The sequence below is a fragment of the Flavobacterium sp. IB48 genome (assembly GCF_016405855.1).
In the GTDB taxonomy this organism is placed as follows: domain Bacteria; phylum Bacteroidota; class Bacteroidia; order Flavobacteriales; family Flavobacteriaceae; genus Flavobacterium; species Flavobacterium ginsengisoli.
Genome location: NZ_JAEFCA010000003.1, coordinates 43,004 through 67,913, shown reverse-complemented (window position 1 = coordinate 67,913; position 24,910 = coordinate 43,004). Strand labels below are relative to the sequence as shown.

The following is a 24,910-nucleotide window of genomic DNA, read 5'->3' as shown; positions in this document are numbered from 1 at the left end:
GTGGCATAACTTTTGAAATGTCTTTTTTAAATATTAAAATTTAACAAAAATGAAAAAACTAGTATTATTTTTAACAATCATGTTTATGACTATGTCTTACGGCCAAGAAATCAAACAAGTACCTCTAATTAATGTTAATGGAGAAGGAAAAGTAAAAGTAGCACCTGATCAAGTTTGTATTTCAGCTTCTGTTGAAACAAAAGGGAATAATGCTAAAGACGTTAAAAAACAAAACGACGAAAAGATGGACGCTGTTTTAAAATTCATCAAAAAAATGAATATTCCAACAGCAGATTTCAAAACAAAACAAGTAGCTCTTAATCCGCAGTACGATTATGAGAAAAAGAAAACTTCTTACAATGCTGTACAAACTGTAGAAATTGTAGTGAAAGATTTAGCTAAATACGACGAGTTAATGGAAGGTTTGGTTCAGCAAGGAATCAATAGAATTGACAGAGTTTCTTTCGAATCATCTAAATTAACGCAATATGAGTCTGAAGCTAGAAAATTAGCTATGAAAGATGCTAAAACTAAAGCAGAAGAGTATGTGTCTGTTTTAGGGCAAAAAGTGGGTAAAGCTTTTACAATTTCTGATAATTCTCAAGTTTACCGTCCACAACCAGTGTACGCCGCTATGAGAATGAAAGAAGCAGATTCAATGGGAGCTTCAAATGAAACTTTAGCAATTGGCGAAATCGAAATTACAGCAAATGTTAGCGTAAGTTTTGTATTAGACTAAATTTTTCTAAAATTCCAATATTAAAAAATCCAAATTCCAATTAAAACTGGAGTTTGGATTTTTTTGTTTTATTTTTTTCTAAAGAATTCACACAAAGCTTACTTTCCTAATGAGAATTATAATTTGGAATTTTGAGATGGCAATTTCATAATCTAAAGAACTTTTATTGGAAGAGTAAATTTGAATGTACTTCCTTTACCAAGTTCACTTTCTACCCAAATTTTTCCTTGATGTATATTTACAAATTCTTTACAGAGTAACAATCCGAGTCCGCTTCCTAGTTCATTTTCTGTTCCTTTTTGCAGTACTTTTCCATTGATTTTAAAAAGCTTTTCTTTTATACTGTCAGGAACTCCAATTCCATTATCCGTAATCGAAATTTCTACTTTTTGATTTGTCTTGATAAGCTTCACTTTTATCTCGCCGTTTTTGTCAGTAAATTTAATCGCATTGCTAAGTAAATTTCTCAAAATAGTGCTAATCATATTTTTATCAAATTCTGCCTCAACAAGATAAGCCGATTCAAATGTAATATTGATGTTTTTATTTAAAGCGACATTTCTGCTCAGTTCAATATTTTCCTCAATTAAAGCGTTTAGCAGCATGTTTTTAGGATGAAAAGTAATCATTCCGGTTTGAACCTTAGACCATTCTAATAGATTTTCAAGTAGCTTATAGATGTTTTTATTTGAGTCGTGCAATAGTTCTGATATTTCTTTAATTTCTTCTCGGCTGTACTGATCGATATTTTCAAGTAAAATTTCAGAGAGAGAAACAGAAGAACCCAATGGCCCTCTTAAATCATGAGAGATTATAGAGAAGAATTGGTTCTTGTCATTTAAAAGCTTTTTAATTTTATGATCTTGTTTTTCTTTCACCAAAAGCAAAAAGCCAACAATTCCAATTAAAGACAATAGAAATAAACAGATGCTGTATAAACTATCAAAAGTATCGTTAGAAATAATAAGATTTTGAGGGTACAAATATCGGTGAACGGTTCGTACTGCGATTAGAATTTCAAAACCCATATAACACAAGACATAAAAAGTCTTAAAAAAGCTTTTTTCTTTTTCTGTAAAATAAGTTATTGTAGGCAATAAATAAATGGCAAAGACTCCAATACCGCCAATAATGACGCGAGTATTCATTGTTGCATCAAAAAGTGTCGAAATATTAAATAGCAATATGGTTGCTGTGGTAATGGCTATCTGAAAGCGATAATGTTTTTTTGCATGTGTTTTAATAAGAGACAGCATAGCCAACGTTTCAAAGCAACAAGCGCCTAAAATCATAGAATTGGCAATGTTAATAGAAGCAAAATCAGGGATAATATTTCGTAAAAGAGCCAATACCCATGCAAGAGTAAGTATTAATTTCCCTAAGCCGAACCACTTTAAAGTTTTTCTATTATCGCTAGTGGCATACGAAAATGAAAAACTAAAAATAAGGACGCAAGTAAATAAATTGCCCCAGAAGTAAAGTAGAAATATTGTTTTTGGATCTACTGGTAAGAGTTCAAACATTGTAGGGATTTTGCTTTTTGTAAATCGATTTTACAAAGATACAAATAAAGTAAACATTCAGACCTGAGTTGGCGCTTCATGAGCCGTGTTCTTGCATATTTAACAATTAGTTTTCTTTAGAATCTTTACTGTTTTTTTAAATTTACATATAGTTAAATTATTAAAAAGGAAAACAAATTAAAAGAAAGAATTAAATTACATATTGAATGATTTCTTAGCTTTGTAATAAGTACCACAAAAAACACTTTGTTATGCCATTAATTGAACAATCAGAATATAATTCTCCTTCTATTCTTAATCGAAACAGGCATATATCTACTATTTATGCTGCACTGATAAAAAAGTTTGAAGTTCCTGAATATACAAGAGAGAAACAGGAATTAAACGACGGAGATTTTATCAATATCGATTATATTATTGATAACCCTAAAAAAGCAGTTATTTTATGTCATGGTTTAGAGGGTGACTCACGCAGAACATATAATAATAGTTGTGCAACTTATTTTAAGCAGAAAGGTTTTTCTGTTTTTGCTTGGAACAATCGTACTTGTGGCGGAGAAATGAATCGTCTTCCGAGATTGTATCATCACGGTGCAGTTGATGATCTTGACGAAGTAGTTCAGTTTGTTTTAAGAAAAGGATTTGAAGATATTTATTTAATCGGATATTCGATGGGAGGTGTTCAATTGCTTAATTATTTGGGTTGGACAAAAATCGACGAGCGCATAAAAGCAGCAGTTTCTATTTCGGTTCCAACACATATCGCGACCAGTGCAGAAGTTCTTAAGCAAGGCTTTAATAGAGTTTATCTAAAGAATTTTACGATTGATATTAAAAAGAAACTGAAATACAAAGCGGCTCAATTTCCTGATTTTATCAACCGCGATCAAATAGATAAAATTACTTCTTTTGATGAAGTAGATCAATATTTTACTGCGCCATTACATGGTTTTGCAAGTAAAGACGATTATTATCATCGTGTTTCTCCAGAGTTTTCACTAAAAGATATTACGACACCAGTTTTAATTATTAATTCGCTCGACGATCCTTTTCTGGGAGAAAGATGTTATCCGAGATCTATTGCTAAGGATAGTGCTTATGTTTATCTGGAAACTCCAAAATATGGCGGACATTGTGCTTTTCCGCTTCGAGATTCTACATATTCTTATGCAGAGAAAAGGGCTTTTGAGTTTTTTGAATCCTGCAAACAATGCTAAGAAAAAATCGTATTTGTAAGACATCATTCATCGCCAGAATTCTCAATCTCTGAAGGTGCTTTTTTTCTAATACTGGTACTTAGATAAAAAAACAATCTTATCGTATGATTCATATCGTATTGATATCCAGAGTATTTTTGTTGATATACATTCATGTAGCCAAAATCATAACTCCATTTTGGATTGATATTTTTTTTAATCCCAACAAAAAAACGATTTTGGTCAAATGTGTTGTAAATAACTTCCTCTCCAAAATGCAGCAGAATTTCATCAGAAAGAACCATTTGTGGCCATGATTTTTTATCGGAAATTCGGAAAGTAAAACTCATCAGATAGCGAATTCTATTGGTAAATCGCCAATCTCCGCTGGGTTTATCATTAACTATTTTTTCCTGCCAGCGCTGTTCATTCCGTAAGCGCTGCAGAATGCTTATATTTCCAAATTTTGTGTTTAACTGCGCTTGCTGGTAAATTCTGTTTTCATCTGCAAAAGTACTCCAGTCTGGATTTGACGGTGCCAGCCACATATGCGCATATCCTAAATTTAAAGAAATATTTGAATTTGGAATATAACTGATACCTCCTCTTATAAAATAAAAACTCGGATCGGCAACAAAATCATTTCGCCTGATATGAAAATCGCCAATCACACCCCAACGGTCTGCAAATTTGGTAACCGTATTTATAGAAACCCAAGTCTGAAGCTGTTGGTTAATTTCTTTTTTCTGAGTTTGCCCTAACGCACATAGAGGAAGCAGTGAAATTAGGACTCTGATAAAATTGTTTTTCATAGAGAATACGATAGAAATAAGTTAAAAAGTAAATTTCTTCTAAATCGGTCTAAGGCAATTATGGAAACAATTATAAAGAGTAAAGGTATTCTTTTTTGATGAGAACTTGAATTGTAATTTTAATATTTAAATTGTTTTATGTCAGATAATTAGACGGTATTTTTGTGTTTCATTTTTAATCGACAACAGGTGCATTAATTTTATTTTTTAGACGTTAATCAAAATATTTAATCATTTGATTAAAAAAAGTGTTTAACATATTTAAAAATAATTTACATTTGCATATAAATCATTAAAAATGAATGCTTCAGTAAAAGATTCTACGACCGAAGAAAAAATTAAAATAGCGGCAAAAACTGTTTTTTATAAAAAGGGTTTTGCGGCTACAAGAACAAGAGATATTGCTGAAGAAGCAGGCTTGAATCTTGCTTTGCTGAACTATTATTTTAGAAGCAAGGCTAAACTTTTTGAGATTATAATGGCAGAAACCTTATCAGGTTTTGTAAACAGTATGAAAGTGATTTTGAATGATGAAAAAACTTCTTTAGAAGAAAAAGTAAAAGTTATTGCCGAACGATATATTGATTTTATTACTGCAGAACCAGAAATTCCAACTTTTATTCTCACAGAAGTTCGAAATAACCCAGAGGGACTTTTAAAAAGATTGCCAATCAAAGAAATTGTAAATGAATCTGTTTTTATTAAACAATTTCAAGAAGCTGTTCAAAATAAAAAAATAACAGAACCAAACCCGTTGCATTTTATGATGAATCTTATAGGGTTGGTTGTTTTTCCATTTGTGGCAAAACCGATAGTTATGGGAAGCAGAAATTTGGATAGTGCCCAATTTCACGATTTAATGCAAGAGCGCAAGAAAAAAATCCCGATATGGATTACTATGATGTTTGCAGCGGTCTAATACTAACTAGAGTTAATTTATTTTATGATGAGGAAATTATACTTTAAATATATCGGAATCTTGTCCTTTATGACGGCGCAGGCGCAAACCTTGACCATTGATCAAAGTTATAAGCTAGCTGTTGAAAATTATCCTTTAATCAAACAATATGAACTAATTGAAAAAAGTAAAGAATATACTTTGAGTAATGCGAATAAAGCTTATTTGCCTCAAATAAGTCTTACAGCTATTGAAGGATATGTTTTTGGTGATTTTCCAACTTTAGGAAATTCTGGAAATGATAGTAAATTTAAGTTTATTGGCCTCGGACAAGTAAATCAAACCATTTGGGATGGGGGAGCGACCAAAACGCAGAAAAAGATTATTGAGGCATCATCCAATGCAGATAAGGCCTCACTAGAAGTTTCACTTTATGATCTTCGATCGAGAGTGAATCAGCTTTATTTTGGCGTATTGCTTATCGATGAACAGCTCAAACAATTGCAAATTCAAAATGCTATTCTTTCCAATAATATTGATAAGGTTAAAAAACTTCATGAAAATGGTTTAGCCTACAAAACAGATGTTGATGAAATGAAAGCCGAACAGCTCAATCTCAGTCGACAGAAAAAAGATTTTGAATACACTAAAGCAGGTTATCAAACGATGCTTTCTTATTTGATAGGGAAAAATATCAGTCAGGAAAAATTGGGCAAACCTTTAAATTCTATCGGTATTGATACCATTATTAAACGTCCAGAGCAGTTACTTTTCGCGAGCCAGCGAAATCTCATAAATGCGCAATCAGATATGCAGAAAGTAAGCCTGATGCCAAAAGTTGGATTATTGGGCGCAGGCGTAGTTCTAGCTCCAGGAATTAATTTGGGAGCTAATAAAATTTCGACTGTTGGAGTTGCCGGACTAAGTGTTGGTTGGGATATTAAAGGATTATATAAAAATTCAAACGAAAAACAGCTGACCCAACAGGAATTGAAAAAAATAGAAGTTCAAGAAGAAACTTTTCTATTTAATACTCGATTTCAAATGAATCAAAAGACAGCAGATATCGAAAGGCAAAAAGCAATCTTAAAAGACGATGATGATATTGTAAAACTCCGCCAGACAATTCGAGAAGGCTATCAGTTAAAATACGATACTGGCGTAGGACCGTTAATAGATTTGTTGAATTCTGTTGAGAAAGAAGGAAATGCACGCGCGGAAAAAGCTATGCACGAAATTCAATTGCTTATGTCAGAATACGAGTATCAAACAATCAAAGGAAATTAACTCTATAAATTATGAAAAAGATAAAGCTTTTATATTTTCTTATGCCAACGATTTTGATGTTTTCGTGCCATAATAAAGAGAATGATTTTGATGCTTCTGGATCTTTTGAAGCTGTCGAAACGATTTTATCAGCCGAAGCAAATGGCCAGATTTTGCAATTGAATGTAGAAGAAGGCCAACAATTGCAAGCGGGGCAAAAAGTTGGTTTTATAGACAGTACACAATTGGCTATTAGTAAAATGCAATTGCGCCAGAATGAAAAAGCGATTTTAAGTGGCAAACCTCAAATACAAATTCAGACTGAAAGTTTGAAGAAACAACTTGATAATGCCATTTTAGACCGCAATCGAACAGAAAGATTAGTAAAAGGCGGAGTAGCTTCGCAAAAGCAACTTGATGATGCAAATTCTAAAGTTGCCGCGTTGCAAGCTCAAATAACGGCACAGAAAAGTTCGTTGGAAACCACAACTGAGAACTTGACACAGCAAGGAAATACGGTTGGAGTTCAGTTAAAAGGAATTCAAGATCAATTGAGCAAAAGTGTGATTGTAAATCCAATAAAAGGAACAGTATTGGCAAAATATGCAGAACAATATGAAATGGCTGTAATTGGAAAACCATTGTACAAAATTGCGAATCTCGAAACCCTAGATTTAAGAGCTTATATTACAGGGACACAATTGCCTCAAATTAAAATCGGACAGGAAGTAAAAGTACGTATTGACCAAGGCGAAAAGAAATATAAAGAATATCAAGGAACTATTAGCTGGATTTCGAACAAATCTGAATTTTCTCCAAAAACAATTCCGACCAAAGATGAAAGAGCCAATTTGGTGTATGCCATAAAAGTAAGAGTGAAAAACGATGGTTACTTGAAAATAGGAATGTATGGTGAAGTTCTTTGGTCAAAATAAAACGGAAATATGGCTTCAGTTACGCTAAAAAATATTACTAAAAAGTATGGCGATTTTGTCGCTGTAGATGAGGTTTCTTTTGAGGTGGAGAAAGGAGAGCTTTTTGGATTAATAGGTCCAGATGGCGCTGGAAAAACTTCTATTTTTCGCGTTTTAACCACATTATTATTACCCGATGGCGGAACTGCTTCTGTTGAAGGGCATGATGTGGTTAAGGAGTTTCAGGAAATTAGAAATAAAGTGGGGTATATGCCAGGAAAATTTTCTTTGTATCAAGATCTCACTGTAAAAGAAAATATTGAGTTTTTTGCGACTGTTTTTGGTACTACGATTGAAGAGAATTATGAATTGATAAAAGATATCTACGATCAGATAAAGCCTTTTAACGATAGACGTGCCGGAAAACTTTCGGGCGGAATGAAACAGAAATTGGCTCTGTGTTGTGCTTTAATTCATAAACCTGAAATTTTATTTTTGGATGAACCTACTACTGGTGTTGACGTAGTTTCTCGAAGTGAATTTTGGGATATGCTAGCTAAACTTAAAAAGCAAGATATTACCATTGTAGTTTCAACTCCTTATATGGATGAGGCAAAATTATGCGACCGAATTGCTCTTATTCAAAACGGAAAAATAATGACGGTTGACACGCCAAAGCAAATTATAAAAAGTTTTCCGAAAACACTTTTTGCTGTAAAAGCAGATCATATTTATAAGCTTTTGCAAAATCTTAGAGTCGAAAAAGAAATTGAAAATTGTGATGCCTTTGGAGAATTTCTTCATCTAACATTAGTATCAGAACAGGTAAATGTCGAAATGGTCAAATCGATTGCACAAAAGTATAATCCTGAAAATTTAGAAGTAAAAGAAATAGAACCAACGATCGAGGACAGTTTTATTCGTTTGATGCGAGAGCAAGATAATTCAACAGAATCAAAAGTAATCCTGCATGAAAAATAAAGCTATAATTTGTAAAGATTTAACCAAACAGTTTGGTGATTTTAAAGCGGTTGATAAAATTAGTTTTGAAGTCAGTGAGGGTGAAATTTTTGGTTTTCTAGGCGCCAATGGAGCGGGAAAAACGACAGCGATGCGCATTCTCTGCGGACTTTCTTATCCGTCTTCTGGCGAAGCAAGTGTAGCAGGATTTGATGTTTATAAACAGCAGGAAAAAATTAAAAAGAATATTGGTTATATGAGTCAGAAGTTTTCTTTGTATGATAATCTGACAATTCTTGAAAATATTGAGTTTTTTGCTGGCGTATATGGCGTTTCTCGACCTGAAATTAAAGAAAGGAGCACTGATTTAATTTCGACTTTAGGTTTAGAAAAAGAAGCAAAAAAGTTGGTTGGCGGATTGCCTTTGGGCTGGAAACAAAAATTGGCTTTTTCGGTTGCAGTATTTCATCGTCCGAAAATTGTTTTTCTGGATGAACCAACTGGCGGTGTTGATCCTATAACTCGAAGACAATTTTGGGAAATGATTTATGAAGCCACAGCCAACGGAATTACCGTATTTGTAACCACTCATTATATGGATGAAGCCGAATATTGCGATCGAATAAGCATTATGGTTGATGGGCGCGTAGCCGCAATAGATTCTCCGTCTGCATTAAAAAAACGTTTTGATGCAACTTCTATGGATGAGGTTTTTTATGAATTGGCGAGAAATGCCAAAAGAACATCAGATTAATATGAAAAGATTTTTGGCTTTTATTCGAAAAGAATTTTATCATGTTTTTAGAGATCAGAGAACGCTTTTGATTCTCTTTGGGCTTCCTGTTGTACAAATTGTTCTTTTTGGTTTTGCTTTAAGCAGTGAAGTCAAAAATATCGGAATTGCTATTCAGGATAATTCACATGACATTCATACAGAGAAAATTATAAGAAAGATAGGGTCAAGTTCTTATTTTCATGTCGAAAAGCCAATTTTGAATTACAAGGATATTGAAAATAGGTTTAAAGATGGAAGCATTAAATGTGCGGTTATTTTTCCATCAAATTTTGGTTCGGATCTGCAGCGTCTTGGAGGAGCAAAAATTCAAGTAATTGCCGATGCGTCAGACCCAAATACAGCAACAATTGTAACGAATTATTTAAATGCAATTGTGAGAGATTACCAGCAAGAATTAAATCCTACGACAAGATTCAATTATCAGATTTTGCCTGAGTTAAGACAGCTTTATAATGAAGAACAGAACGGTTCGCTTAATTTTATTCCTGGTGTAATTGCTTTGATTTTTATGATTGTCAGCACTGCCTTAACCTCGGTTTCGGTTGTTCGAGAAAAAGAATTGGGTACTATGGAAATTTTGCTCGTTTCGCCTTTTAAACCCATAATGGTTCTAATCGCAAAGGCAATTCCGTATTTAGTGCTTTCCATTATCAATTTTGTTATCATTATTTTCCTTTCGGTTTATCTGCTCAATGTTGAAATAAAAGGAAGTTTTCTGCTTCTTTTTGCAGAGAGTATTTTATTTATCATTACTTGTCTTTCGCTTGGTTTATTGATTTCGAATGTAACGGCTTCGCAACAAACAGCGATGCTAATATCGATGATGGGAATGATGTTGCCCACTTTACTGCTAACAGGATTTATGTTTCCGCTAGAAAATATGCCTTGGATATTTCAAGCTATTTCTCATTTAATTCCTTCACACTATTATTACATCATCGTAAAAGCCGTTATGCTCAAAGGTTTAGGTTTTTCTTATATATGGAAAGAAACTTTAATACTTGTTGTAATGACGATTCTTCTGCTGACTATTTCTCTGAAAAAATTTAAAATTAGATTGTCATGAAAGTGCTGCGTTTTATATTACAGAAAGAATTTCGCCAGATTTTTCGAGACAAAACAATATTGGCAATGATGTTCTTTGTTCCGATTTTTCAGCTGATTATTTTGCCTTTGGCGGCCAATTTTGAAGTAAAAAGTGTAAATATTGTTTATGTAGACCACAATCACAGTTCGTATTCTCAAAAGTTAATTAATAAAATTGGTTCTTCGGGATATTTCCATATTGTCGGAACTCCCTCTTCTTATCTAGAAGGCTTGAAATTTATTGAAAGAGCAGATGCTGACTTGATTTTAGAAATTCCTTCTGGATTTGAACGAAACTTAATTAGAGAAGGAAGTCAGAAAGTTAATATTGCTGTAGATGCCATTAACGGAACCAAATCAAATATTGGAAACGCTTATCTAAATGTTGTATTGGCAGATTTTAGCAATGATTTAGATATTCGGGTTAAATTGCCACAGCAATTAAGCGCAGTTTCTCCGTCAATAATTACCTTAAACAGTACAAATTGGTACAATCCAAGAGCAGAATATAAATATTATATGGTTCCTGGTATTTTAGTATTGCTGCTTACTTTGATTGGCGGATTTATTACAGCGCTAAATATTGTAAAGGAAAAAGAAATAGGTACAATCGAACAGATTAATGTAACACCTATTCAAAAGTGGCAATTTATTCTTGGGAAACTGATTCCTTTTTGGATTGTTGGAATGACTGTATTTACAATTGGCCTTGTTGTAATGTATTTAATTTATGGAATATTTCCGCTTGGTAGTCTTTTGGTTTTATATCTTTTTGCAGGAGTTTATTTAACTGCATTATTAGGTTTGGGACTTCTGATTTCAACTTTTGCTGATACGCAGTTACAAGCAATGTTTATTGCCTTTTTCTTTATGATGATTTTTATGCTCATGAGCGGTTTTTTTACCAGCACCGACAGTATGCCAAATTGGGCAAGAATAATTTCTGAATTTACTCCTGTTACGCATTTTATAAAAGTGGTTCGCCTTATTGTTTTGAAAGGAAGTGGTCTACAAGAAGTGGGGACAGAATTATTGTATCTGATTGTTTTTGCAATTGTATTGAATGCTTTGGCGATTTATAATTACAGAAAGACAAATTAAATGAAATTTTAGTGGTTTGTTTTTATTAATAGTAAGTGTTTACTTGTAAGAAATGTTATAGGAAAATATGGAAAATGATATTTTTTGATTTGAATTTATAAGAAAAAAACGCTAATTTTTGATGTATATATCTGTTTATTAGCGGGTTATGTTTTTTTTGTTTGCATGTTGTTACATTGTAGTACGGGAAACCGTATTTAAATAATAATTAAAAAAACTACTTTTGTTTTTTTTAACATGGAAATAATTACATCTTATGTCCCCAAATAAGTTTATTTTTTTCTTTTTATTGTTTATATCCGTATCCTATTCACAGACTAAACGTGCTGCTGTTATGGTGAATGCCAGAGCACAAAAGGATCAAATCTTAATTCGCTGGGCCGTTAACTCTCCAGCCGAATGGCAGAAAGCAAATAAAAAAGGATTTATAATTACCAGAACTACAGTTTTACGCGATGGTGTTGTCGTACCTAAACCTGAAAAAACACTTCTTACTCAAAAGCCATTAACTCCCGAACCATTAGATTCTTGGATCGATTTTGTACAGAAAGATAGTAATGCAGCTATAATTGCACAATCTATTTATGGCGAAAGCTTTGAAGTAACTGGTGCAAAAGAAGGTGATTTAGCAAAAATAGTAAATATGGCCGACGAGCTGGATCAGCGATATACTTTTGCTTTATATGCTGCAGATATGAGTTTTGAAGGAGCCGTAAAAGCAGGTTGGGGATACATTGATAAAAATGTAAAGAGTAATGAGGTATATGCTTACCAAGTAAAGGTTTTTGAAAGTCCGCAGGTAAAAGAATCCTCTTATATGATTGGCTTGAGAGACTATACTGTTCTTCCTGCTCCAACAGATTTTATTGCAGTTCCAGATGATAGAAAGGTACTTCTTTCTTGGGATTATGAAACCTTCAAAAGAATTTATACCTCGTTTATGGTAGAAAAATCTTCAGATGGAATTAATTATACTCCAATATCCAATACGGCACTCGTTAATTTAAATGATAAAGACGAAAATCCGTCTAAAAACATGTATTATGTTGATACACTTAGTGTAAACGACAAAGTCTATCATTATAGACTATATGGTATCACTTCGTTTGGAGAAAAAGGAGAATTTACAAAGCCTATAACGGCAAAAGGCGTTGCAGCTATAGTAACTCCTGCAAGATTGGTAGATTATTCTATTTTAAATTCAAATGAAGTCAATCTTGAATGGGATTATCCTAAAGAATCGGAAAGTTTTATTCAGGGTTACGAAATTAATTTAGCGAATAATGATAAAGGACCATATAAGGTTGTTTCAAAAATTATTCCGCCATCTCAAAGAAAACTCAATTTTAAAGAAAATCTTTATCCATCTAATTATTTCACGATTTCGGTTGTCGGAAAAAATAATCAAAGATTAACCTCGCAAAGCATGTTGGTTCAGCCTGTCGATTCTATACCGCCAGCTAAACCAATTGGTTTGGAAGGTGTGATTGATAGTCTCGGAACGGTTAGACTAAAATGGAAACCTAATCAAGAAAAAGATTTACGAGGATACAGAATTTTAAGAGCAAATACGTCAGGTGAAGAATTTGTAGATATTTACCATCAATCTTATATCGGTACAGAGTATAAAGATAGCGTGAGTTTAAAAATGACTAACAGTAAAGTTTATTATAGAATTGCTGCTGAAGATATGCGTTATAATATTTCGGATCCTTCTGATATTTTGGTATTAGATAAACCAGATAAAATTCCGCCGGCAGCGCCAATCTTTAAAGATTATGACAATAAAGATGGCAAAGTGCACTTAAAGTGGATACGAAGCTATAGTGAAGATGTTGTAAGTCATAGCCTGAGAAGAAGAGAAAAAGGACAGGAAAAATGGCTTGAAATAAAACAGATAAACGATACTATCCAAGAATTTACAGATGATAGAATAGAGAATAAAAAGACCTATCAATATGCTATTTTGGCTAAGGATAAAAGCAATCTTTGGTCTTCATTAGATCATTCTGTCATAACGGTTAGTGTTTTAAATTTTACGCCAGTAAAGGTTATTACATTTTTGCAGGGAACGGCAGATAGAGAAAACAGAAAAATAGTTCTTTCGTGGGATTATGCCAAAAACAAAGGCAAGGTTTTGGGGCTTAGCATCTATAAAAATGAAAAAGGTCTTCCGCCAACTTTATGGAAAGAATTAAACAGCACTGTTTTCACTTTAGAAGATAAAAACTTAAAAATTAATAAGGAATACGAATATCATCTGGTTCCAAATCTAGAAAACGATAGTCCAGCAAAAGCAGAGACCCTAACAGTTATTTATTAAGCCTATGAAGAAATTTTACTTATTTGTTATTTTGTTGGTTTATGGATTAGGGCATGCTCAGGTAAATTTATCGGGAAGCGCTAATTACCATGCAATAATTACTGCCGAAATGGGAAATGCGACTGGTGATGGTTGTAATAATGGTGGATTAGGAAGAGTTAGTTTAGATGGTATTGGAGCTTTAAGTTCTTTAAAAGATGATAGTGATTTTTGGCAAGATAAATCGGGTAGTTTTGAAAGAGATTATACCGAAAGTAATTTAGCAACCAGTGTTTCTTTGTATACCAGAAGGAGAACAAGAAGTGGAGGATGTAAGATTACACAAGAAAAAGCAGTCACTGTTCCAGTAAGCAGAAAACAAGATATTACCTATAAAGATTGGGACGATGCCAATGTCACAGGTGTTTTTGCTTATTATGTTTATGGAACATTTAGAGTTCAAACTTATCCTGTAATCAATTTAACTAACCCAAATACTCTTAATAATATAATTGGTACCGAAAGTTTAATTAATATACCAGCAATTTCGGGTGTTAGAAGCGAATATTTCGATTGGATGTACCATATTGAAGGCGAAAGAAGACAAATTAAAATAGGTTTTATAACGATTTGGGTAGATGTTTGGAGAAGTCTTCCTGTCCAATACCAAGGCAAAAATTCACTAAACATATTATGCAAAGATTTTTTACCTTATGAAGCAGTTGGTAAAAAAATAACGTTAAGGGCTAATGAATATGGCAGTACTGTTGAATTGCTTTATGTAAGATCTGCTCCGCATATTTTATCGGTAGAGCCTATTGAGACAAGTTGTTTTGATACTAATGATGGTAAGGTAAAAATAAATTTTAGCAGACCCTTAGATCCTGGAGAAATTTTATCGCTTGATTTTGACGGAATGAATGGAGAAGATGTTCCTAACATTACTAAAGATGGAATTCTTGACGGGAAAAAGTTAGAGGCCGATAATTCCTATACAGTTGGAAATTTAAACAAAGGGTTAACAACCCTTAAATTGCTAGGGTATTTTCAACAAGGATCTTTTAAGGCTAATACCTATGTAATGGATCCAGAACACCAAACGAGTTTCACAATTGTATCTCCAACACCAGTAGATTTTTCTATTGAAAAGAAAGATATTAGTTGTTTTGAAGGAAACGATGGTGCAATTGATGTAGTAGCCACAGGAGGAACTGCGAATGGCATTTACCAATATTCACTAGATAGTGGAGCTACGTGGATCACTTTTTTAAATGCAGATAAAACTACGATAAGAGACCTTGGTCTTGGAGAACATTTTGTTAAAGTTAGAAAAATAAAAGATGTTAATGATACTATTGGCTGTATAGCAAAAACATCAGATGATAAAGAAAAAGTATTGTCAAAGATAATCGATCAGCCTAAAACTCCTCTTGCTCTTTCGAGTGATATAATTCTTAGTCACCCTACTTTTTATAGAGCTCAAAACGGATCTGTTATAGCTTCGGTAAAAGGAGGGACTCCAATTAACGGTAATAAATATTCTTATGAATGGAGAAATGAAAAAGGTGATCTTATAGATGCAACCAATTCTACAGCAAGTTTTTTTGATGGAATTTATACAATCAGGTTAAATAATGTTCCTGAGGGAAAATATACTTTGATAGTGACAGATAATTTTAGCTGTGATTTAACATTAAAAGATGCTGCTATTTTAGATGATCCAGAACCAATTGCGATAAAGTTAAAAGTTAAACAAGACATTTTTTGTAATTCAGCAAACCTTGGCGAGGAAGGAAATAAAAAAACTGAATTAGCCTCAAATGGTAGTTTAGTAGCTTTAGCTTCAGGAGGAAAAGTATTCGATAAAGGATTGCCTTATATTTTTCATTGGAAAAAGTTGGTTTCTAAAGATGTTTGGGAGGATTTGAATGTAAATGATTCAATAATAAGTGAACGTCCTAAAGGAACTTATTCGATAAATGTGGAAGATGCTAACGGAATAATGCACGGAACTTATACATTAACAGAGCAAACTCCAATAGCAGTTGAGATTTCTATAGATGAACCTGAAGCAATGGAGGTTGTATTTGACTCAACAGATGTTTCTTGTTTTGAAGGCGCCAATGGTCGAGTTAAAGCATCTATTAAAAACGGAAAATCTACCTATACTTATACTTGGTACGGACCAGGCAAAAATGCTGTAGTAGGAGACGAAATAAAAGATTTGGTTGCAGGGACTTATTATGTTGATGTTATTGATAGAATAAAAGGTTGTTTTGTAAAAGACAGTGTTGAAATAAAGCAGCCTCTTAAAGAGGTAATGATTGATTATTCAACAATAAAAATCCCTACTTTTTCAGGTGCAAATGACGGAAAACTTGTTGCAAAGATTACAGGTGGAACAGCATTTGATCCGTCAAAAAATCAAGATAGGCTATATGATTACGAATGGAAAAATTTAGAAGGAGTTGTACAAAATGCAACTGCCGAAATCGAAAATGGAGTATATACCATCACTTTAGACAATGTTCCAGCAGACTCTTATTTTTTAACCATCAAAGATAAAAATTACAATGAAGCAACTGGCCAGACAGTTAATTGTAGTGTAGTAGAATCTAAATTTAAATTAACAGAGCCAGATCCTTTAAAAGTAGTTTTTGAAATTGTTAGGGATATTTCGTGTAACGCGAAAAATGAATATGGAGATAAAAAAGATACAACTCCAAAAGATGGACAGCGTGACGAATCGCAGGACGGAATTTTGTTAGCTCATGTTACAGGCGGTACTCCTTTGGAAGCTTCAGCAAATAACAGATTGCCTTATTATTTCTCTTGGAAAAAACAAAGAGATAATGGCACTTGGGAAGATTTAGCGGTACAAGATTCTATCATTTCTAATCTTTCTTACGGAAATTATGCCCTTAATGTTAAAGATAGAAATAATGTTATTTTAGGGACTTATACAAATGGAAATTGGATCGCAAAAGATTCAATTCAATTAATGGAACAGCCTCCGGTATTATCAGTAAAAATTGATAAGGGAGATGCGTTTTGTTATGGAGGTAACGATGGATGGGCAACTGCAATTGCAGAAGGAGGAAGCGGAGGTTATACTTACGTATGGTCTAATGAATATAAATCGGACAAAAATACGGTTTTAAAGAAAGGAGATTATTGGGTTATCGCAACAGATAAAAAAGGTTGTACTGCGTATGCTGAAGTTTTTATTGATGGACCTGATGCACCACTTTCTATTAAATATACTGAGGTTTTAAATCCGAGTTTTTATAAAGCCACAAATGGAAAAATTGTAGTTGAAGTAACAGGCGGAACAATAGCAGCAGATAATACTTATTGGTTTGAATGGAAAAATAGTAAAGGAGTAGTGCAAACTACCACAACTACAAGTTTTAGCGATGGCATCTATACGATAACCTTAAACGGACTTCCAGAGGAAACTTATAGTTTAACAGTTCGTGATGCTAATTACAATTCGGCAATAAATAAAACAAGTTGTATAGTAGCAAATTCTGTTACAGAATTAGACGATCCAGATCCGCTTGAAGTTACTTTTGAAGTGATTCGTACTATTTCATGTAATGTGAGTAATGAATTTGGAAATGAAACAGATGCTAATCCTTTAGATAATCAACGAGATGAATCGCAAGATGGTATTTTAAAAGCGCATGTAACGGGAGGTATTAAACTTGCAGGAGGAAAAAATAACGGATTACCATATTATTATACTTGGAAGAAAAAACAAGCCAATGGTTCTTGGACTATTTGGAATAATACAGGAGATACAGCAGAATATCTTTCAGAAGGTACTTATGCGTTAAACATTGAAGATGCCAACGGAATTAAACTGGGAACTTATGTGAATAATGTTTTAGTTAAAGAAATAGACCTTGAGAAGTATATTCCACAACCAGATCCGTTGAAATTGACTTTTACTAAGTTTGATGTGGGCTGTACAACTGGAGACGATGGTTGGGCAGATGCGCATGTAACAGGTGGAACACCTCCTTATACATACGAATGGACAAACGGAGAAACAACTCATAAAATAGAAAATATTACAACAAACAATTATTTTGTAATAGTAAAAGATGCAAAAGGATGCATGGTTCAAGGAAGTATTTTTGTTGGAGATCCTAACGGAATATTTACTACAGAAACAGTAAAAGATCCTATTTGTTATAAAGGAAATGACGGATCGATAACGCTTAATGTTACAGGAGGCAATTTGCCATATTCTTATATATGGAATACAGGTGCAGTTACAAAAGATTTGAATAATCTTACTGCTGGAAATTATGAAGTTACTATAACTTGCCCAGATTGTTGCGTTTACAAAAAGAGATTTGTTTTAAAAGACCCAGATCCTGTTATTGTCAATGTTGGTCCAGATAGAACTTTGTGCATTGATCAAAGTTTAGATTTAGATGCATCAATTAAAGATCCGCAGGCACAATACAGTTGGACATCTACAAACGGATTCAGTTCGAATGAAGCAAAAATCAATGTGTCAAAAGCAGGAACTTATCATGTAAAAGTAACTACCGCTCTAGGATGTATTGGTGAAGACGAAATTGTAATTAAGACAAGCCAAACAGCAATTAGCGCAGAATTTTTATTGAGTTCTCAAGCTTATTTAGACGAAGAAGTAATTTTGGTTAATACAAGTAATCCTTTTGGAGAAAGTACTGATTGGGTTGTTCCAAACGGAGTAAAAGTTGTAGAACAAAAAGAAAAATACATCACTTTAAAGTTTGATGCAACTGGAGTTTATTCAATTGGCTTAAAGCAGACACAAGGAGAATGTTATGCAGTTTACACCAAAAACATTATGGTCGAACAGCGCGGAACATTACCAAATACCGATACTGCATCACAATTTATTATAGATTTTATTGTAACCCCAAATCCAAGCAATGGTAATTTTAAAGCAATTGTAAATTTAGAAAACAGTAGTGCGATAAATTTAAGACTGTTCTCATCTTCAGGACAAAATACCATGATTCAAAAACAGGAATCAGGAAAGAAAAAGTATGAGGTAGATTTTAATACCTCATTACAATCTGGTATTTACATAGTCGTACTAGAGACTGGACAGCAAACATTGGTTAAAAAAATTATCATCAATTAAAAAATGAAGAACCTTTTCAATAACATATATTTCTTTGTTCTATTTCTGTTTTTTAATGCAGTTGGATATGCACAATTATATCCAGTTCAGTTAACACCAGTTTTTAATAGTCCGTACAGTGTCAAAATATCCGATTATGCAACAAGCATGGATACAAAGATGCAATTGTTGATTAATCCGACCGATATTTCGATATCGCAAAGAAGAGTACGATTAAAACTATACATACAAGGCAACGGACTAAATATCCAAACGTCTGATTATGCACAAGAACAAAGGCCTATATATATAAATGGAGGGGAACTGCAAACCTTAACCAATGTTGATATTGCATCGCTTTTTAGGTTAGAAAACCTGCAAGGAATGACTCCAGCGCAATATGCGAATCCGTTGCCAGAGGGAATGTATAATTTTTGTTTTGAGATGTACGATTTTGTAACCAATCAAAAAATATCTCAAAAAAGTTGCGCCAATTTATATCTAATATTAAATGATCCGCCGTTATTAAATACGCCACAAAAAAACGAGCAAATTGCTTCGACAGAGTTTCCTAATATTTTATTTACATGGACACCACGTCAAATCAATGCAACAAACATATCCTATAAATTTGAGTTAAAACAGCTTTTAGATCCAACATTAGATCCTCAAATTGGGTTTCAAATGTCGCCAACTTTATATGAAGAAACTTTGTATGGCACAGCTGTTTTATACAATTTGAGCATGCCAATACTTACTCCAGGTTTGCGTTATGCATGGAGAGTAAGGGCAATTTCTACAACAGGACTTTCAGAAAATTCTGTTTTCAAAAATGATGGATATAGCGAAATATATTCTTTTAAATACACTGCGTCTTGTGCTGCGCCAACGTTTTTATTAAGCGAAGCCCAAAGTTCAAAAAGTGTAAAAATTACTTGGGAAGGAATTCCAGAACACACAAGATATCAAGTACAATACAAAAAACAAGATGTTCGTAATGCACAATGGTTCTCGTCAAATAGTTTAAATAGGCAGAGTTTAATTACCAATTTAGAGCCAGGAGTTACCTACGAATTTAGAGTTGGATCAAGTTGTGATCCAGCCGAAGATGGCGTTCAGTCATTTACTTACTCCAACACTAGTACTTTTACAACACCAACTGAAAGTAATGGAGTTCCTGCATATAATTGTGGTATAGTACCGCAAATCAATATCCAGAATCAAAAACCTCTTACCAATTTAATTCAAAGCGAAACTTTCAAGGCCGGCGATTTCCCTGTTACAATTTTAGAACTGCAAGGAAAAAATAGCCCATATTCAGGACGTGGTTACATAATTGTTCCTTATTTAGCCGATACTAAAATTGCAGTAGAGTTTAAGGATATTGTAATCAATACCGATTATCAATTAATAAGCGGGGTTGTCGAGACCAGTTATAATCCAGATTGGAAAAATGTCACTGATGTAGAAGATTTTACTGGAGAAGGAAAAGGTGGGCAAATTGAAGAGAAAGTTCCTTTTGTAATTAAAGATATCGTCATCAATGCCAATGGCGATATAGTTGTAAATGGTGAAAATGGCGAGCAAATCACTATTCCAGGAGGAAAAGATACCGTAATTACTGATAGCGGAGTTGTAGATAAGGATGGAAAAGTTATAGTTCCTCCAAAAGTGTATACCGTAGACAGCGAAGGAAATGGAAGCAATCAAGGTGTTGCAGTTGCCGAAGGCGGAAAACCATTACCAGAAAATACAGATGGTGTAGATAAAAGTGGTCAAGCTACAGGATTTACGGCAAAAGGCATTTCGATTGCTTTTTCTGGAAACGGAAGTAAATATGCTTTTGACGTAATGCCAGATAATGCATCTGCTGCTTTAAAGAAAATGTACGCAAAGGCTGGTGATAATGTATTGCCATATAAAGCAGTTTTAAATGGCGATTCAGATACGGTTATAGCGACAGTAAAACTTACAGATTCTAACATAAAACTAGACAGTATAGTTTTTAAAACCCAAAACGGAGCAAAAATTGACTTTAAAAGAACTGATAATGTATTTGTTCTTACTGTAAAAGGAAATTTAAGTTATGCCGAAGAAGAAATATTAGCTACTGTAAAGCAAGGCAAAAAATGGCAGGTTATTGGTGCCTTTATGCTGGTACATATCTCGTCTAAAGATGTTAATGTTGCACTTGTTCCCACTTATGATAATTCTGAAAATAGGCTTAATGAAATTGTTGCTAAAACTCAGGAGATCTATAGTAAAATTGGAGTTAAAATTAACTTTAAGAAAGAGGCTGTCTTAAATATAGATAATGTAGTATCAGGTAGTGTAATTCAAACAGAGAAAAATACGATTACTTCTACTTATAGTGCTGAGCAGCTAAAGATAAATGCACTCTACAAGGGAGTAAACAATAGTTATGTACTTTTTGTAACAAATAAGAAATCCAGTAAAGGGCAGGATGGATATATGCGTCTGAATGGACAGTTTGGATATATATTCCCTTCAGATAATCAGACTATTGGATTTAAAACTCCTGCTCATGAACTAGGACATGGAATTTTCAAATTGGAACATCCATTTGAAACTTATAAAACATCTGAAAAAGGTACAGATTTCTTAATGGACTCAAATGCTGGAACCATTTTAAACCATATGGATTGGAAACAGATCAATGATCCAGCATTTAAATTATACGCGTTTCAGAGTCAATCTAGCGGTGAACTTGCATCGGGTGAGTCAGATGGATTAGAGAATCTAGTAATGATTTTAAAAAGCCTAGGTACAGATTCATTCATAAAATGTTCATTATGTGCAGGAGAAAAATTTGAAGCAGTAGGAGGTTTTGATGGATCAAAAGGACAATATAGAAAGGTCTCTTTCAAAAACAACACTTATATATGTTTATTAGCATCATTAAAAGAGGGTAAGAAAATAGATATTATAACTGATGATATACTAGTTGATAAAGATAATATCGCAAAATATCAATCTCAATTTGCTAATTTGATTGAAGCCACAAAATCAGTTTTCGAAAATAAACGGGATTTGTTAGCTGTAATTAGTAATAATACTGAATTAGTTTCTTGCGATGTTATATATCCTTTCAGTAATGAAATCTGTTCAGGTGGTAAAATGGTTGATGATCAAACACGGCTAAATATCAGCAAAGAATTAGATGCTTGTTATTATTCTGAGTTTGTGCCTAAAGTGATTGCTGGTAATTTGAAAGAAATTGCTAGAAACTCAAGGAACAATCAAGGAATTGAATTTGTAAGTGGAGGAAAGGTTTATAAATTAAATGGAGATAATGCTGAGGAAGTTAAGAGTCCACTAAGTGATGATGATATTAGAAATGGAAAATGGACTGATGAAACACTAGATGTAAAAATTAGAATAACCCAAGATAAGAATGGAGTTTTTCAATATCAAGCAGTTGGAATTAGAAGTAATTTGCCAATTTTTCAGAATAAAAAAGCAGATTTAGTAGCACTTGCAAAAAATATCGAAACGAAAGCTAATGCGTTTTTAAACAATACTGAACACAGAGTTACTAATATTGAGGATACACCTGCTAAAGCTGGAGTTAATTTGAATTCAAATAACCAAGATTTTGCTGATGGTGATGCAATGAACATTAATCAAGATAGTAAATATGTAAAGATAATACATGATGGTATTGGATTAATGACCACTTTGCTTGAGTCTGGTGAAGTGGAAGAAAATACTTACTTAAATAGTTCTAAGACCACTACAACAATACATGCACCAGGTCTGGTTACTGCTTCAGTAGAGGTTGTTGCGACAAAAGTTACAGATTTAACAAGTATGGGAGCTTTAGTTTACGACTTAGCTGTAGATAAACAAGCTCGTACAAAAGCATATACTGATTTCCTAGAAATTAAAAATCAAGTAGGAAGCGATCCTAAAACTTTTTTACCAATTTTAGGAGAAGTAGTGTTAAATATTTCAACGGGAAACAGCGCGACGCAATGGCAGGAAACTCTTGATAAAAATACCGATATCGGTAAGAAAAACCATTTAGGAACACGTGGAGTTGAAAATGCTGTAATTACTGTTGTTGCGGGAAGCAAGATAATTTCTGAACTGCCTGAAATATCAGAAAAATTAGTTGAGAATATTAAGAAGGTTAAAAATATTTCAGAAGAATTACTTGAAAATTTAGCTGATTTTACAAAAAAAACTCTGTCTGAAAAGTTAGAAATTATTGCTAATTCCTGGAAAAAAGGTTATCCTGATATTTTTAAAGAAAGAAGATTTTTTGAAGATCTTATGGGAGAGTATCGTTATACAAAAGCTTCCGGTTGGGAACATACTGCTGATATTTCGGATAATTTTAAGGCTGTTGATTTTTATAAGGGAACATCATTAGAGAACAATATATTTGCAGAAACTGCGGTATCAATGAAGACAACAATATCTAAGGATGTAGATAGTTGGTTAGCTTCTGCTCCAGTAAAAAAGAATATAGAATTTTTAGAGGAAGGTTTAGATCCTGCTAAAGGGATTGTTAGTAATGGAAAAACTCTAGTCGCAAAGAAGGTGGAAATACATATTTATATGCCAAAAGATAATATTACTGATGAGTTAAGAAAGAAATGGATGAAAAAATTAAAACTAGAAAATCCAAAAATTGAGTTTGAAATAAAAGCAATAGAGGATTTTGTTAATTGATGTAATTATGAGAAAGATAAAAATTAAGAAAAATGATATTATAGCAATTTTAAAAGATTCGAAAGAGAAAATTAGCTATGAAAAGTGGGTAGATTTTATAGAAAGTAATAAAGAGTATTTTATATGGTATGAAAATACAGAGGAAGGAAGAAAAACATTGTTGAATATTAATCAAGTTCCGGACTGGGCAAAGCAAGGATTATTGCAAAGATTAAACAAAACAAATGCATACAGTACAAATAAGATAGTAGCACACCCATTTGATTTTATTGTAAGATATTTTAGTGAAGAAGGAATTGTAAGAATTGATATTGAAAAAAAAATGACTAAAGAACTATTAAGCATTTTATTAGAAATGGCAGTTTTTTTAAATGGGAAATTAGTTATAAATGGAATAGAGGAGATTGAGAATATTGATCAGCTGGCTTAGGTTTACGAATACAGATATTATACAATAGAGATCATCTTACCTGTGAATGCAAAGGATATATAATTTTTTTAAACCATACATTGATGACGCTAAAAAGCAAGTATTACTCAACAATATTTTAAAAAATAAAACATAGAAAAGATGAAATATTGTTGTTAAAGCGACAACATTTTTTAAAAATGGAAAAATAAAAATTTACACATGAAAAAATATTATTTAACCCTAATAGTAATGCTAATTAGCCTTTGCAGTTTTGCACAAAAACTAAAAATTGACAAAGGAGAAATAAAATTAGACGATAAAACAATAGGATTTGTAGAGGGCAAAAAACCGTTGTTTACAATTTTCAGTGTAGATAAAAATTATTCCATAATGGCAGAATTAAAGAAAGTTCCAAATGAAGAGTCTTTGGTATTGCCGTGGATTGAACTTAAAGATGAAACGACGGGAAAATCAAACGAATTAGAATTTAAGAATAAAAGCAGAAAATTCAGTGCCTTCAATTACGACCGCAGTATTGTCTATGAATTATTAGACAGAGATATGATAGGAGTAGAAGGCTTAAACAAAGAAGTAATCGAAAGTTTTATAAATGGGACATCGGCTGGTATAGCGACGAAGCGTTTGGGAGTTCAAGGAGAAATAGATAATGCTAATAAAATTGCAGATACGTATCAGTTAGCGATTGATGATTATGGCACCATTTTTAGCATTAAGGCACAAAATGAGAATATAGACGATAAAAGAATTGGGTTTATAAAAGTGACTTCACCTTCTCCAAACGGAGATTTAAAGTATGAGGTTATAGATCTTGATAATAATTTAATTGGAACATGGTTCGCCAGAGGCGGAACTTTTAGCGGATATGAAAAGTTGTTAAATCAAGAGGTAATTACATTTGACGGAAAAGTCTTTAAAGCAGCTTTCGAAAATAGAGGAAATCCAGTAGGTTACAAAATGAGCCAAGATATTACAGCAATGAATGTTGTAAGGGCATTGGTTGGTAATGGTTATACATTAGGTAGCAGATATAATACAACTAAATAATTATAGAAATAGGT

16 protein-coding genes are annotated in these 24,910 nt (G+C 33.0%); 14 read left to right on the top strand and 2 right to left on the bottom strand.

All coding sequences use genetic code 11. From position 1 onward, the window contains the following. Positions 1–49: 49 nt before the first annotated feature. A complete protein-coding gene (locus tag JC605_RS11000; protein ID WP_198856236.1) occupies positions 50–739 on the top strand; it encodes an SIMPL domain-containing protein in 690 nt (229 codons plus the stop codon). A 152-nt stretch (positions 740–891) separates the two neighbouring features. Here the strand turns inward: JC605_RS11000 and JC605_RS10995 are convergent, their stop codons facing one another. Continuing rightward, positions 892–2,262, bottom strand: coding sequence for a HAMP domain-containing sensor histidine kinase (locus JC605_RS10995; RefSeq protein WP_198856235.1), 1,371 nt, complete (start codon positions 2,260–2,262; stop codon positions 892–894). Between the two features lie 251 nt (positions 2,263–2,513). Between JC605_RS10995 and JC605_RS10990 the strand changes: the two genes are divergently transcribed. Continuing rightward, complete coding sequence (locus JC605_RS10990) at positions 2,514–3,479, top strand: YheT family hydrolase (protein WP_198856234.1); 966 nt, start codon at positions 2,514–2,516, stop codon at positions 3,477–3,479. 23 nt (positions 3,480–3,502) lie between these two features. Here JC605_RS10990 and JC605_RS10985 read toward each other — a convergent pair whose 3' ends face one another. Further along, complete coding sequence (locus tag JC605_RS10985) at positions 3,503–4,270, bottom strand: DUF2490 domain-containing protein (RefSeq protein WP_198856233.1); 768 nt, start codon at positions 4,268–4,270, stop codon at positions 3,503–3,505. Positions 4,271–4,568: 298 nt separating this feature from the next. Between JC605_RS10985 and JC605_RS10980 the strand changes: the two genes are divergently transcribed. The 12 genes from JC605_RS10980 (at position 4,569) to JC605_RS10925 (ending at position 24,896) form a co-directional block, all read left to right on the top strand. Continuing rightward, positions 4,569–5,189, top strand: coding sequence for a TetR/AcrR family transcriptional regulator (locus JC605_RS10980; protein WP_198856232.1), 621 nt, complete (start codon positions 4,569–4,571; stop codon positions 5,187–5,189). A 24-nt stretch (positions 5,190–5,213) separates the two neighbouring features. After that, a complete protein-coding gene (locus tag JC605_RS10975) occupies positions 5,214–6,455 on the top strand; it encodes a TolC family protein (protein WP_198856231.1) in 1,242 nt (413 codons plus the stop codon). 11 nt (positions 6,456–6,466) lie between these two features. Continuing rightward, positions 6,467–7,369 carry an HlyD family secretion protein gene (locus tag JC605_RS10970; RefSeq protein WP_198856230.1) on the top strand — a complete coding sequence of 301 codons (903 nt, stop codon included), beginning with the start codon at positions 6,467–6,469 and terminating at the stop codon, positions 7,367–7,369. A gap of 9 nt (positions 7,370–7,378) precedes the next feature. Then, the gene (locus tag JC605_RS10965) at positions 7,379–8,329 is read left to right on the top strand and encodes an ABC transporter ATP-binding protein (RefSeq protein WP_198856229.1); all 951 of its coding nucleotides are present in this window, start codon (positions 7,379–7,381) and stop codon (positions 8,327–8,329) included. Next, entirely contained in the window at positions 8,319–9,062 is a 744-nt protein-coding gene (locus JC605_RS10960) for an ABC transporter ATP-binding protein (RefSeq protein ID WP_198856228.1), read from the top strand. Before JC605_RS10965 ends, JC605_RS10960 begins: the two co-directional genes overlap by 11 nt. A gap of 1 nt (position 9,063) precedes the next feature. Continuing rightward, positions 9,064–10,170 (top strand): ABC transporter permease, encoded by a 1,107-nt coding sequence (locus JC605_RS10955; RefSeq protein WP_198856706.1) that lies wholly within the window; start codon positions 9,064–9,066, stop codon positions 10,168–10,170. Beyond that, on the top strand, positions 10,167–11,291 hold the full coding sequence (locus JC605_RS10950; RefSeq protein WP_198856227.1) for an ABC transporter permease: 1,125 nt from the start codon (positions 10,167–10,169) through the stop codon (positions 11,289–11,291). Before JC605_RS10955 ends, JC605_RS10950 begins: the two co-directional genes overlap by 4 nt. Before the next feature lie 334 nt (positions 11,292–11,625). Continuing rightward, complete coding sequence (locus tag JC605_RS10945) at positions 11,626–13,614, top strand: fibronectin type III domain-containing protein (RefSeq protein ID WP_198856226.1); 1,989 nt, start codon at positions 11,626–11,628, stop codon at positions 13,612–13,614. 4 nt (positions 13,615–13,618) lie between these two features. Continuing rightward, positions 13,619–18,742, top strand: a complete 5,124-nt coding sequence (locus JC605_RS10940; RefSeq protein ID WP_198856225.1) for a T9SS type A sorting domain-containing protein — start codon at positions 13,619–13,621, stop codon at positions 18,740–18,742. 3 nt (positions 18,743–18,745) lie between these two features. Continuing rightward, a complete protein-coding gene (locus JC605_RS10935) occupies positions 18,746–23,419 on the top strand; it encodes a fibronectin type III domain-containing protein (RefSeq protein ID WP_198856224.1) in 4,674 nt (1,557 codons plus the stop codon). A 7-nt stretch (positions 23,420–23,426) separates the two neighbouring features. Then, the gene (locus JC605_RS10930; protein ID WP_198856223.1) at positions 23,427–23,849 is read left to right on the top strand and encodes a hypothetical protein; all 423 of its coding nucleotides are present in this window, start codon (positions 23,427–23,429) and stop codon (positions 23,847–23,849) included. A gap of 201 nt (positions 23,850–24,050) precedes the next feature. Continuing rightward, positions 24,051–24,896, top strand: a complete 846-nt coding sequence (locus JC605_RS10925; protein ID WP_198856222.1) for a hypothetical protein — start codon at positions 24,051–24,053, stop codon at positions 24,894–24,896. The last annotated feature ends 14 nt before the right edge of the window (positions 24,897–24,910 follow it).